This window comes from Sulfitobacter sp. M22 (assembly GCF_021736025.1).
Lineage (GTDB): Bacteria > Pseudomonadota > Alphaproteobacteria > Rhodobacterales > Rhodobacteraceae > Sulfitobacter > Sulfitobacter litoralis.
This window is the reverse complement of sequence record NZ_WMEC01000001.1, coordinates 418,999-432,142: the sequence shown is the minus strand read 5'-3', so window position 1 is coordinate 432,142 and position 13,144 is coordinate 418,999. Positions and strand designations below refer to the sequence as shown.

Here is a 13,144-nt window from a genome sequence, read left to right as displayed (position 1 = left end):
GGGAGTTTTAAGAGCAAAATGAAGAATGGGGTGGGGACATGTTTCAATCGTTCGAGGTGACCTCGCGGCCGGAACAAGGGCCGCCACGGCTGGCCGCGCTGCGCGAAGAGCTGCAAACCGACGCGCTTGACGGGTTTCTAGTGCCCCGCGCCGATGCCCATCAGGGCGAATATGTTGCCCCCCGCGATGACCGCCTGAAGTGGCTGACAGGGTTCACCGGATCGGCTGGCTTCTGTGCCGCCTTGCGGGATGTGGCGGGCGTGTTCATCGACGGGCGCTATCGCACGCAGGTCAAGGCGCAGGTGGCGGATGTCTATACGCCGGTCGCATGGCCCGAGGTATCGCTGGCAGATTGGCTGCGTACAGAGCTGCCTCAGGGCGGCGTTGTCGGTTTTGATCCGTGGCTGCATGCCGCCGGACAGATCGAGCAGTTAGAAACAGCTCTGGAAGGCAGCGGCATCACGTTGCGCCGCACCGATAATCTGGTCGACCGTATCTGGGAAGACCAGCCCACCCCGCCCATGAACCCCGCCAAGATCCACCCAATCGACTATGCGGGCGAAGCCCATGACGATAAGATCGCACGGCTGTCCGAAGGGCTGCGCGACAAGGGCCGTGGGGCCGCAGTGATCACCCTGCCCGACAGCCTATGCTGGCTGCTGAACATTCGTGGGTCCGATATTGCGCGCAATCCGGTCGTGCATGGCTTTGCTGTGCTGCACGCTGCCGGTCATGTCGACCTATTCGTCGCCCCCGCCAAGCTTGAGGGGCTGGAGGCGCATCTGGGCCAGCACGTGACCATTCACGCACCAGAGGCGTTTCTGGCGGCTCTCGCCAACCTATCTGGTGCCGTTCTGGCCGAGAAAGCGACTGTGCCGGTGGCTGTCGCGGATGCTTTGGGCGACAAGATCGTGTGGGGCGATGACCCCTGCGCTCTGCCCAAGGCCCGCAAGAACGAGGCCGAGATCAACGGATCTATCGCCGCGCACCTGCGCGATGGCGCGGCCTTGGTCGAGGTGCTGGCCTGGCTCGATGCACAGCCAGCGGGCAGCGTGACGGAAACACAGGTTGTCACCAAGCTCGAGACCGCGCGCCGCCGCGATCCGGCGCTGCAAGAGATCAGCTTTGAGACCATCGCCGGTACCGGCCCCAATGGCGCGATCATGCATTACCGCGTGACCGAAGACACCGATAGCGTTCTGCAAGACGGGCATCTGCTGGTGTTGGACTCCGGTGGCCAATATCTGGACGGCACCACCGACATCACCCGCACCATTGCCATCGGCACGCCCCCGGCCGAGGCGAAAGAAGGGTTTACCCGTGTGCTCAACGGTTTGATCGCCATGAGTCGTCTGCGCTGGCCCCAAGGGTTGGCTGGCCGCGATATCGAGGCCGTGGGCCGATTGCCCCTTTGGATGGCAGGGCAGGATTTCGATCATGGGCTGGGCCATGGCGTCGGAGCCTATCTGAGCGTCCACGAAGGGCCGCAACGGCTCAGCAAACTAAGCACGGTGCCCCTGTCCGACGGTATGATCCTGAGCATCGAGCCCGGCTATTACCGCGAGGGCGCCTTTGGCATCCGGCTGGAAAACCTTGCGGTGGTACGGCCTGCGGGTGACATGCTGGGCGGGGACGCGCACCGCGCCATGCTGGCGTGGGAAACGCTGAGCTTTGCCCCCATTGATACGCGGTTGATCGTGCCCGACCTGCTGAGCATGGATGCGCGGGACTGGCTGAACGCCTATCACCGCGACGTTGCGGAAAAGATCGGACCGCAGCTATCACCGGTTGCGAAACTGTGGTTGGATGCGGCAACAGCGCCGGTTTGAGCGCGATATAAATCAGTTCATTCAGGGAGGACGGTCAGCAATGGCAGACCATATCAAGATTTTGAAGTCAAACGGGACATGGACAGTGCGCGCAGGCGGTGCGGTATTGGCCGAGACACGTAATGCGCTTGAACTGCGCGAAGGCGACCACGACGCGGTGATCTATATCCCCCGTTCGGATATCGCGATGGCGTTTCTCGACAAGACCGACAAGACCACCCACTGCCCGCACAAGGGCGATGCGCATTACTTCTCGGTCGTGACCAAAAGCCGGACGCTCGACAACGTTGCATGGTCCTATGAGGATCCGAACAACGCCGTGGCCGAGATCAAAGACCATCTGGCGTTCTACCAGTTGCCCGAGGTCGCGGTAGAGCAAATCTAGGGGCCCCCGCGAGGGCCCCAAAATTTCAAGGTTGAGGTAAGGGGGGCTGCGGCCCCTCTTATGCGTTCAGCAACCAGCTTGTGTCCGCGCTGAGATCGGCGGCGCTGGTATTTTGCACGATCACCACGACATTGCCGTTGACCACAAGTTCACTGTCGGTGCCATTGGCCGCGGCGCGGATTTCGAACATCCCGTCCCCGGGTGCGAAGCTGGCGGGCGATCCTTGGGTTTCTTGCAGGTACAGACCGTCTTCGGCAAGGTTGAAATCGGTCACGATCACCGGTGCCTTTCCAATCTGATCATAGCCGATGGCGTTGATTACATCAGCCCCGTCACCCCCTGTTACCGTATCGCCGTCGTTGGCGCTGATGGTGTCGTCGCCGTCGCCTCCCAGCACCACATCGGCCATCGTATCCGTATCGCCTGACACATTGCCGTCGAGGTTGAAGTCAAACGCACGGATCACGTCATCACCGGCACCGCCGTCGATGCTGTCAGCACCCAGCCCCGAGATAAGGAAATCATTCCCCGCCCCGCCGTTCAACGTGTCATCACCCATACCGCCGAACAATGCGTCATTCCCCGCATCACCATCGATCTGGTCGTCACCCTTGTTGCCCGCCAACTTGTCCGGCCCTTCGCCGCCCGACAGCGTGTCATCGCCAGGGCCGGCGTTGATCGTATCGGCCCCTGCATCGCCCGACAGGTCATCATTGCCGCTGCCACCATTGATCAGATCACTTTGGGTGCCGCCGCTAATCACATCGTCGCCGCCATTGCCATTGAGCGTGTCGTTCAACCCGCCCCCCATCAACGTGTCGTTCCCGATGTTGCCGTTCAGCAGGTCGTTGCCGCCCTGCCCGTCGAGCACATCATCGCCAGCCAATCCGCTGAGCGTATCGCTGCCAACGCCGCCCATAAGGGTATCGTTGCCCGCGCCGCCGCTGAGCCCGTCGTTGCCCGCGTTGCCCATCAGGATGTCGTCACCGTCATTCCCTTCGATGTAGTCAAAGCCTTCGCCACCGCTCAGCGTGTCGTTGCCTCGGCCCCCCAGCACTGTATCCGCGCCAAAGTTGCCCATGGCGTCGTCATTGCCCGACCCACCATTAACCAGATCATTGTTGGTGCCACCGCGCAGAACATCATTGCCGGAACCGCCAAAGAGCGTGTCTATCAGCCCGCCGCCCAAAAGCGTGTCATCATCGGCCCCGCCATCCAGATTGTCGGACCCGAGCCCGCCAACGAGGGAATCCGCGCCTCCGAAACCGGCCAAGCTGTCGTCACCGCTGCCACCGATCAGGGTGTCATCGTCGGCACCGCCGTCGAGTGTATCGCTTCCGTTATTCCCGTTCAGCAGATCGTCGCCCACGCCACCGCGCAGCATGTCGCTGCCCTGCCCGCCGGACAGATCATCGTCGCCGCCGAAACCGGTCAGGCTGTCCGCACCATTGCCGCCCAAAAGCGTATCACTGCCGGGGCCACCGTTGACGGTATCGCGGCCCTCTTCGCCATTGCCAAGGTTATCGCCACCGCCAAGGTGCAGCATGTCGTTGCCCGCACCGCCCTGGACGGTATCATCCCCACCAAAGCCGTTTACCGTGTCGTCCCCGCCAAAGGCATCGATGTCATCATTTTCCCCCGTGCCGGTGACCAGGTCAGGCCCATTGGTGCCCTGTTGCAGTACAATCTGCGGGGATGTGACATTTGGCTCTGACACGTCTTCGATGTCCTCCGATATGTCATCATCACCGTCGTCGCTGCCCATCAGCCCTGCCATTCCAAAAAGCGCGAGCGCCGGCAGTAAAGTCAATCCAAGCATGTTCAAATCCCCCAAAACTATACTTAAGAGTGTAGTTCACGGGGACCGTCCCAGCAAAGCCAAATTCCTGCCGCAATTCAGCCGTATTTCAATATTTTACGACAATCATATTTCGCACGGCCTACTGTGCTGAAAGTAGCAACAATTAAGAATGTTCTTCGGCGGCGGTTTCGGCCAGGGCGCGGTTATAGGCCTTGAGGGCATCGACATGGAACAACGCGCCCAGCAGTTCGGGCGGCGATTCGGGTTTCAGCGTGACCACCGGAATAAAAGCAGCACCGGTCTGCTCGAAAATCGGCATGGCGGCCTCTAGTGTGGCGGTGCCGTCAATATAGGTCCCTTCGCCGATCAGATCCCAGCAGGTTTCTTCGTTCGCGGCGCGCAGGTCGTCGGGACGGCGCATGATGCGGCCGACCATGAACATGCCCAGCAAATAGGCCTGTGGACCAGCCGCAAGGTGAATACCGCGGCGTTCCATCTGGGTGAGAAAAAAGCTGCGGTGCACCAGACGTGACGCCAGCGCTGTCGACATGCTGACAGCGACCATGACCGCAAGACCCGTCTGCCAGTCACCTGTCAGTTCGAACACAATCAACGTCGTAGAAATCGGCGCGCCCAGAACGGCTGCCGCCACCGCCCCCATTCCCGCCAACGCATAAAGCGATGTCGCCCCCGACATCGTGGGGAATACGCCCGTGGCGATCAACCCAAACGCCAGCCCCGTCAACGCGCCCAGCATCAGCGAGGGCGAGAACACACCGCCGCCCATGCGCCCCCCAAGTGTGATCGACACGGCGATGATCTTGAGCACGGCAAAAACGACCGCCTCGTGCAGGATCATATCGCCGCTCAGGGCGCGGGTTGTCGTTTCGTATCCGACGCCGATGATATGGGGGAACCACAGCGCGATTACGCCAAGGATCGCACCCGCCACGGCGGGACGCAGATACCGTGGCAACTTGCTGCGGGCCTGAATGAAATTGCCGATATCCTCGGCCCAAAAGATGCCGCGCATCAAGAATACCGCGACCACGCCGCAGGTCAGCCCGAGCAGCAAAAACGCCGGCAGTTCCGCGTAGAACGACATGTCGCCCACGGTGGGCAGGACAAATTCGGTCAGACCGCCGAACTCTAGCCGGTTAATCACCGTCCCTGCGGCGGAGGCGATGACGATGGGTGCAAAGGCATGTACGGCAAAGTGGCGCAACACGATCTCTAGCGCAAAAAGCGCCCCTGCAATTGGCGCGTTAAAGCTGGCCGATACAGCTGCCGCCACAGCGCAGCCCAACAGGTCGCGCCCAGTGATACCGCTTGCGTTGATCCGGCGACTGACCAACGTCGCGATCACGCCAGCAAGGTGAACAACCGGCCCTTCTCGCCCCGACGACCCGCCGGTGCTGAGCGTGATCAGCGAGGCCAAGGCGGACGCGATCCCTGCCCGCGTCTCCACACGCCCTTCGTGTAGTGCAGCGCCAAGGATCACATCGCCCACACTGCGCGCACGGGCATCGCGGGTGAAATTATGCAGGATAAGCCCAACGGTAAGCCCGCCGATTGTCGGTATCAAAACGACCCAATACCAGTCGAGGCTGCCAATATAGCTGTGCAAACGCTGAACATCTTCGGTGCCATAAAGAAACGCCTGTAACGCGTTGATTCCTTTTCGAAAAAACAGCGCAGCAAAGCCTGCGCACATACCGATCACCAGCGCGATAAACCAAAAGGTAACTTTGCCCGGCCCCTTTTCACGCAGCACGCCCCAGCCAAAGCGCGCATGGCTGCACAGCGTGTCATATTGCTGGTTCAGAAAGGGGCGCGGTTTCAAAGGCATGGCGGCTTTGCTGTCAGGGTTTCCCCATGTCTAGGACAGAGCCGCCTGCGTTAAAACCCCTGCAATCAAGACGCGGCTCCTAGGTGGCGAATTCTTCGCCCAAAAGCTCGCGTGCGGCCGCGCGGGCGGCGTCGGTGATTGTGTCTCCGGCCAGCATACGCGCGACCTCGTCCACCCGTTCGGGGGCCGAGAGCGGCGTGACTGTCGACAAAGTCATGCCTTTGGACACGGCCTTGGACACACGCCAGTGGTGTGCGCCCAAAGCGGCCACCTGCGGCGAGTGGGTGACAACAAGCACCTGACCGCCCTGCGACAGCGCCGCCAGACGCCGCCCCACTGCGTCGGCGGTTGCCCCGCCAACACCACGGTCGATTTCGTCAAAGATCATCGTCAGGCCGGTTTGTCCCTTGGCCAGACACACCTTGAGCGCGAGCAGAAAGCGGCTTAGCTCCCCGCCCGATGCGATCTTGCCCAATGGCCCCGCTGGCGCGCCGGGGTTGGTGGCGACGGTGAAGGACACCGCGTCACGCCCCTCGGGGCCCGGTGCCTCGGCTGTGATCTGGGTAGCAAATACCGCGCGTTCCATCTTTAGCGGGGCAAGCTCAGCGGCGACGGCTTTGTCCAGCTTGCCTGCTTTCTTTTGGCGTGCATCGGTCAGTGCGTCAGCGGCGGCGTCATAGGCGGCTTGGGCGTCACGCACAGCTTTCTCAAGGCCGGCCTGTGCTGCCTCGCCCGCGTCTAGTGCATCCAGCTTGCCGCGCAGCGTGTCGGCAAAGCCCGCCAGCTCATCGGCCTGTACCTCGTGCTTGCGGGCCATGCCGCGGATGGCGAACAGTCGTTCTTCGGCTTCCTCGAGCTCGATCGGGTTGAACGACATCGTGTCGATCGCGGCAACCACGCCCTCCATCGCTTCGTCTAGTTCGACCATAGCACGTGACAGCGCGGCCATCGGGGCCTCTAGCGTGCCATCGGCTTTGTGGGCGACGCCGTCAAGCCAGCGCAGGGCGTCGCCTAACTGGGTCTCTGCGCCGCCCTGTCCCATCATCTCGTAGGCGTTGACCACATCGCTGCGGATCTTTTCGGCGCTTTGCATCAGACGGCGGCGCGCGTCGAGCTGCTCTTCCTCGCCCGCTTGCGGGTCCAACTTGTCCAGCTCTGCCACGGCGTGGCGCAGGTATTCTTCTTCGGCGGCAATGGCCTCGCGTTCGGCGGCGGCCTGTTTGGCAGCCTTGCGCGCAGCAGCCAATGCAGACCACGCCTGACGCACCTTGGCCCGCAGCGCAGCCGTGCCCGCAAATTCATCCAGAATGGCGCGGTGGCCCTTGGGGTCAAGCAGCCCGCGGTCGTCATGCTGTCCGTGCAACTCGACCAACGTCTCGGACAGGGCGCGCAGCACCTCGCCCGAGCAGCGGCGATCGTTGACCCAAGCCGTTTTACGCCCGTCGGACCCGTTGATACGGCGCAAGATCAGCTCTGCCCCGCCGGGCAGGCCCGCCTCTTCCAGCACCGCGTGGGCTGCGTGGCCTTCGGGCAGGTCGAACCATGCCGTGACCTCGCCCTGAGACGCGCCCTGACGCACCAGATCGGCGCGCCCGCGCCAGCCCAGCACAAACCCGAGACTATCAAGCAAGATTGATTTACCGGCCCCTGTTTCGCCGGTCAGAACGTTCAAACCCGGCTGAAACGCAAGTTCCAGCCGGTCGATGATCAGCATATCCGAAATATCTAGGCCGCGTAGCATGGGTCACTATCCGTGAAGGCCGTAAAGAGGCGCGTGGTCAGATCCATTCGCCCTTGATCGTTTGGCGGTAAATCGCGGTAAGCCAGTTATCCCCAAAGGACTTCATTTCGAGGCCCTGACCGGTCAGCAGCTTATAGCTCGCCTCGTACCATTCAGTGGACTGGTAGTTATGCCCCAGAATGGCACCTGCAGTCTGCGCCTCGTCCGTGAGACCCAGCGACAGATACGCCTCTACCAGACGGTGCAGCGCCTCGGCGGTGTGGGTGGTGGTCTGGAAATCCTCGACGACAACGCGGAAGCGGTTGATCGACGCGGTGTAATGCTCGCGGCGCAGATAATAGCGCCCGACTTCCATTTCCTTGCCCGCCAGATGGTCAAAGGCCAGATCGAATTTTAGCACCGCAGACCGTGCATATTCGCTGTCGGGGTAATCTTCGATCACGCGGCGCAGCGCTTGAAGCGCCTGAAAAGTCAGGCCCTGGTCGCGGCCAACTTCGTCGATCTGGTCATAATAGCTGAGCGCCAGCAGATAGTGGGCATAGGACGCGTCATCGTCATCGGGAAAGAAATCGATATAGCGCTGCGCGGCAGACCGGCTGCTGGGGTAGTCTTGATCCTGATGGAAGGCAAAAGCCTGCATGATTAACGCGCGTTTGGCCCATTCGGAATAGGGATACAGGCGTTCGATCTCCGAAAAGTATTCAGCCGCTTCGGCAGGGCGTTTACGGTTTAGTTCGAATTCGCCGCGTTCAAAAATCTGCTCAGCCGAATAGGTTTCAAGCGGGATTTCCTGAGGGTTGAAGAAGCTGTTGGTCGTCCGACCCGTATCCTGAGCACCACCGCACGCGCCAAGAACGCCCGCCAAAAGCACCGCACCGACCACCCGCTTGCGCGACATCGTACCCGTCATGCGTTTCACCCTCGCTTTAAACTCTGCGTCACGTTTCACGATACGCCTTTGCCCGTGACTAGCACAAGGTTTCGCGCAACAAAACGACCATTCGGTAGTCCCTCGCAAGGGCAGCTGTCGACCGGCCAAATCGTAAACAAAGGATTACCCAAGCACCACCGGAGTTTCAACCATCGTTAATGCCCTGACCTGCGTCACTGCGATCACGATTTCAGGCAACGGCGGGAATTTCATCCCACTCAAGGCCAAAGCCCGGCAGACGCGACGCCATCTGCGCGTCGCATTGTACCATGCGTACTGCGCCGGGAGTCGTGAACAGCGCACGCAGCAGCGTGTTGGTCAGGCTGTGACCCGCGCGAACACCGGTATAGTGACCAATAAGCGGCGCACCTGCCAGCGCCAGATCGCCCAAGGCATCCAGCATCTTGTGACGTACAGGTTCGTCCGAATGGCGCAGACCGCCCGGGCTGAGCACCTGGTCGCCATCAAATACGACCGCGTTCTCACCGGCGTTACCACCCAAGGCCAGACCGTTGGCTTGCATCGCATCCACATCCGCCTGACGGCAGAAAGTACGGCTGTCGCAAAGTTCACGCGCGAAGCTGCCGTTGTTCATCACCAGCGACTTTTCCTGATGGCCGATTGCAGCGTCTGCAAAATCGATGACAAAGTCGATCTTCAGCGTGTCCGCAGGCGAGATGGTGGCCGATGCTTCGCCGTCCGTTACAGTGACGGTCTTAAGCACCTCAAATGCTCGTACAGGGGCCGCCAGCATGCGCACACCGCGCTGCATGATACCACGCACGAACGGCGCGGCAGACCCATCAAGGATCGGCACTTCGGGGCCGTCGATTTCAATCAATGCGTTGTGGATACCGCAACCGGCCAGCGCCGCCATCAGATGCTCGACAGTCGAGACCTGCAGGCCTGTCGCATTCTCGAGCTTGGTACAGAGCGGCGAACGGTTTACCGCATCCCAACGCGCAGGGATCAAGCGATCACCCACATCCACGTCGCTGCGTGAGAACCAGATCCCGTGATGTACACCAGCAGGACGGATCGTCACAGTTGCGGGACGGCCCGAATGAAGGCCGGTGCCGCTAAAGCTGATCGCTGTCTTGATGGTTGTCTGCACGATTAATACTCACTGTCCAAAGATCATCTGTCTAAGTTGAACTCTGTCCTATCTGGGCCGTTCCGATTGCTCAATTCAATGATTGCTACCGTCTGAAACATGACTGTCACAATTGACGGTTAATATCCGCCAACCTACCGTAAAATACTGTTAAAAATAGATATTCTACGTTTCAAACAAGTCGCGGGCTTGCCAAAGCGTGATGAGCGATCTGCGATTTATGAACCAACATTACCGCATTTTCTGCATCGCAGCACACCCGAAGTTGTACCGCTAACAAAAAAGACCACCCCGAAGGGTGGCCTTTTAGACGCATACGAGGACGTCTTGCCGTTTCTTAGTTCGCCTGACGACGCAGGAACGCGGGGATCTCGATCCGCTCTTGATCTTCATCTTGCAGATCGCGCGGCTGTGGCGCGGCGGAGGACGCGCGGGTCTGGACCGGCGGCTGCTGGCGTGCGGGGCGCTGCTGTTGGGTTTCCGCCTCGCCGTGGCCGGTCATGCGGTTGATCAACGAATTGATCCCGAAACGCTTCTCGCCCTGATCTGCCGCGGCGGGTTGCTGACGCTGCTGCTGGGGCTGTGCCTGAGGCTGGCGTTGCGGTTGTTGCTGTTGGGTTGGCGACGCTTTCTGAGCGGCCGCGCGCAGGCGGGCCAAAGCTTCGGGCGATGGGGTGCCCGGTGCAGACGCGCGTGGCGCGACAAATGCTTCTTGCTGTTGCGTGTCGACATTCACCTCTTCGTGGCGCGGCTGAAAAGACGCAACCTCGGGACGGTAAGCAGGGGGTGGAAGATCATCGGCGTTGGACGCGTTGTCGTCATAGCGGTTGTCAGAGAAACCACCGTGCTGGGACGACTGATCTTCCTGGAACAACTGCTGCTGCGGCTCTTCTTCGTATTCCGCTTGGGCAGCAACAGGTGCAGGTGCCTCGGCGGCTGGGGCTTGTTCAACCTCAAGCGATTTAGCAGGCAACGGCTGCGACATCGAACGGCGTGGCACAGGCATTTCTGTGTTCACGTCAACCGCATCGATACCTGTCGCAACAACGCTCACGCGCATAACGCCACCCAGTTCGGTGTCGAGCGTGGACCCGACGATGATGTTGGCGTCTGGGTCGACTTCTTCGCGGATACGGTTCGCCGCCTCGTCCAGTTCGAACAAGGTCAGGTCGTGGCCGCCGGTGATGTTGATCAGAACGCCCTTGGCACCGCGCAGGCTGATTTCGTCCAGCAGAGGGTTCGCGATGGCCTTCTCGGCAGCCTGGATGGCGCGATCTTCGCCCTCGGCCTCGCCGGTACCCATCATCGCCTTGCCCATTTCGTCCATCACGGCGCGAACGTCAGCAAAGTCGAGGTTGATCAAGCCGGGACGGACCATCAGATCTGTCACGCCTTTGACGCCTTGATACAGCACGTCATCGGCAAGCGAGAAGGCTTCGGTAAAGGTGGTTTTTTCATTCGCCAGACGGAACAGGTTCTGGTTGGGAATGATGATCAGTGTGTCGACAACTTTTTGCAGCGCCTCGATGCCATCCTCGGCTTGGCGCATCCGCTTGATGCCTTCGAACTGAAACGGCTTGGTCACGACGCCTACGGTCAGGACACCCAGCTCGCGTGCGGCTTGGGCGATGATTGGCGCAGCACCTGTCCCGGTGCCCCCGCCCATACCTGCCGTGATAAAGCACATGTGAGCGCCGGCCAGGTGATCCACAATCTGTTCAATGCTTTCTTCCGCAGCAGCAGCACCGACCGACGCCCGTGCGCCAGCACCCAGACCTTCGGTTACTTTGATGCCCAGCTGAACGCGGTTCTCTGCCTTGGCTTGTTGCAACGCTTGCGCGTCCGTGTTGGCAACCACGAAATCAACACCATCGAGTTCTTTTTCGATCATGTTGTTCACGGCGTTGCCGCCTGCCCCGCCAACACCAAACACTGTGATGCGGGGTTTCAGGTCGCCCTGTCCGGGCATTGAAAGATTGAGGGTCATGAGCCGTCCGCCTGTATTGTTTAGCTCGCTTACGGAGCATTTTTTGTGCAATTCCCCTTGTTGTATAGGGATAACGCCCTTGCGTCACCTAGAAAACACGGTTTTGACACATTATATGGGCGTTTTTTTGCCGGTTTTCTCATGATTTCGACGCGCGCACCGCATCTGGGGGTTACCAGTTGTCGCGGAACCACTTGACAGCGCGCTTCAACGATCGGGCCGGATACCGGTCGGCAGGAATGTCGAAATCCCACCACTCGTCCTGCGGGTGCGCGGCGAATAATGCCAACCCCACGGCAGAGGCGAAACCGGGTCCGGTTGCAGCCTGTGGCAGGCCGTGGACGCGCAACGGGCGGCCCAAACGGACCTGCTGGCCCAAGATCTTGCTGGCCAGCCCATCAAGGCCCGGAATTTGACTTCCCCCACCCGTCAGCACGATCTGCTGGCTTGGGAGGTGATCAAATCCCGCCGCATCCAGACGGGCGCGGACCTCTTCGAGAATTTCTTCGACACGCGGGCGCATAATGCCGATCAGCTCTGCGCGGCTGACGGTACGGCGGTCGTGTTCATAGTCACCGGTATCCCCACCGATATCGATCATCTCGCGGTCATCCATGCCTGTCGCATGCACCCCACCATAGAACGTCTTGATCCGCTCGGCGTTGGCCGTCGGCACCTGCAATCCCATAGAGATATCAGAGGTGATGTGGTCGCCGCCCATACGGACGCTATCGGCAAAAATCATGTGCTTGCGGATGAAGATCGACACAGAGGTCGATCCGCCGCCCAAATCAATGCAGGCCGCCCCCAGTTCTTGTTCGTCTTCGACCAGCGATGAGATCCCCGACACATAGCCAGAGGACGCGATGCCCGCCAGTTCAAGGTCGCACCGTTTGATGCAATGGGCAAGGTGTTGAACTGCAGCGGCATCGACGGTCAGCATATGCATATCGACCGACAGCGAATTGCCCAATTGTCCGCGCGGATCGGACAGACCCGACCGGTTATCCAGCGCAAAGTTCACGGGCTGCGCGTGCAAGACCTCGCGGCCTTCGCCGTATTCCGGGACATCGCAATTGGCCAGAACCTGCGCGACGTCCTGCTCCGATACGACCTGCCCTTCAAGTTCAAGCGTGGCGTCCAGACCATAGCTGCGCGGCTCGGCACCCGAGAAACAGGCAATCACGTGATCCACGCGGATGTTCGCCATTTTCTGAGCCGCCTGCAGCGCGGTGCGCACAGCGCGTTCTGTTTCCTGCATGGCGCAAATCTCGCCAAAGCGGACCCCGCGCGACCGTGTGGTAGCGGCCCCGATTACCCGAAAGCCCGACTGCCCGGCAAGCGACCCGATCTCGCCCTCTTCGGACATGCGGCCCGTCCCGTCGAAACGCAAGACAAGGCAGGCAATCTTAGAACTGCCCACATCCAGAATAGCCACCACGCCGCGTTGCATCGCAAGCTTACGCATGTGGCGCATGGATCGCTGACTATCGTATAGGTCCATCAT

General features: G+C 60.6%; 9 protein-coding genes. 2 read left to right on the top strand and 7 right to left on the bottom strand.

Annotation, left to right across the window (positions count from 1 at the left end; all coding sequences use genetic code 11):
• The first annotated feature begins 38 nt into the window (after positions 1-38).
• Positions 39-1,829, top strand: a complete 1,791-nt coding sequence (locus GLP52_RS02140) for an aminopeptidase P family protein (RefSeq protein ID WP_237271447.1) — start codon at positions 39-41, stop codon at positions 1,827-1,829.
• Between the two features lie 40 nt (positions 1,830-1,869).
• Positions 1,870-2,214: a DUF427 domain-containing protein gene (locus GLP52_RS02135; RefSeq protein WP_093732669.1), complete on the top strand. Its 345-nt coding sequence runs from the start codon at positions 1,870-1,872 to the stop codon at positions 2,212-2,214.
• 58 nt (positions 2,215-2,272) lie between these two features.
• Here GLP52_RS02135 and GLP52_RS02130 read toward each other — a convergent pair whose 3' ends face one another.
• The 7 genes from GLP52_RS02130 to ftsA all read right to left on the bottom strand — a co-directional run bounded on the left by GLP52_RS02130 (position 2,273) and on the right by ftsA (position 13,144).
• On the bottom strand, positions 2,273-4,033 hold the full coding sequence (locus GLP52_RS02130; protein ID WP_272903340.1) for a calcium-binding protein: 1,761 nt from the start codon (positions 4,031-4,033) through the stop codon (positions 2,273-2,275).
• A gap of 145 nt (positions 4,034-4,178) precedes the next feature.
• The gene (locus GLP52_RS02115; RefSeq protein WP_237271446.1) at positions 4,179-5,864 is read right to left on the bottom strand and encodes a chloride channel protein; all 1,686 of its coding nucleotides are present in this window, start codon (positions 5,862-5,864) and stop codon (positions 4,179-4,181) included.
• Positions 5,865-5,943: 79 nt separating this feature from the next.
• Entirely contained in the window at positions 5,944-7,605 is a 1,662-nt protein-coding gene (recN, locus tag GLP52_RS02110) for a DNA repair protein RecN (RefSeq protein WP_237271445.1), read from the bottom strand.
• Positions 7,606-7,642: 37 nt separating this feature from the next.
• The gene (locus tag GLP52_RS02105; RefSeq protein WP_093732672.1) at positions 7,643-8,515 is read right to left on the bottom strand and encodes an outer membrane protein assembly factor BamD; all 873 of its coding nucleotides are present in this window, start codon (positions 8,513-8,515) and stop codon (positions 7,643-7,645) included.
• Between the two features lie 211 nt (positions 8,516-8,726).
• Positions 8,727-9,650: a UDP-3-O-acyl-N-acetylglucosamine deacetylase gene (gene lpxC / locus GLP52_RS02100; RefSeq protein WP_093732673.1), complete on the bottom strand. Its 924-nt coding sequence runs from the start codon at positions 9,648-9,650 to the stop codon at positions 8,727-8,729.
• A gap of 337 nt (positions 9,651-9,987) precedes the next feature.
• Positions 9,988-11,637, bottom strand: coding sequence for a cell division protein FtsZ (gene ftsZ, locus GLP52_RS02095; protein WP_237271444.1), 1,650 nt, complete (start codon positions 11,635-11,637; stop codon positions 9,988-9,990).
• 172 nt (positions 11,638-11,809) lie between these two features.
• Complete coding sequence (gene ftsA / locus GLP52_RS02090) at positions 11,810-13,144, bottom strand: cell division protein FtsA (protein WP_093732675.1); 1,335 nt, start codon at positions 13,142-13,144, stop codon at positions 11,810-11,812.

Bases quoted from the DNA above. Each gene is read 5' to 3' on its own strand.
- GLP52_RS02140 (WP_237271447.1), top strand. From the start codon at position 39: ATGTTTCAATCGTTCGAGGTGACCTCGCGGCCGGAACAAGGGCCGCCA.
- GLP52_RS02135 (WP_093732669.1), top strand. From the start codon at position 1,870: ATGGCAGACCATATCAAGATTTTGAAGTCAAACGGGACATGGACAGTG.
- GLP52_RS02130 (WP_272903340.1), bottom strand. From the start codon at position 4,033: ATGCTTGGATTGACTTTACTGCCGGCGCTCGCGCTTTTTGGAATGGCA.
- GLP52_RS02115 (WP_237271446.1), bottom strand. From the start codon at position 5,864: ATGCCTTTGAAACCGCGCCCCTTTCTGAACCAGCAATATGACACGCTG.
- recN (WP_237271445.1), bottom strand. From the start codon at position 7,605: ATGCTACGCGGCCTAGATATTTCGGATATGCTGATCATCGACCGGCTG.
- GLP52_RS02105 (WP_093732672.1), bottom strand. From the start codon at position 8,515: ATGACGGGTACGATGTCGCGCAAGCGGGTGGTCGGTGCGGTGCTTTTG.
- ftsZ (WP_237271444.1), bottom strand. From the start codon at position 11,637: ATGACCCTCAATCTTTCAATGCCCGGACAGGGCGACCTGAAACCCCGC.
- ftsA (WP_093732675.1), bottom strand. From the start codon at position 13,144: ATGATGGACCTATACGATAGTCAGCGATCCATGCGCCACATGCGTAAG.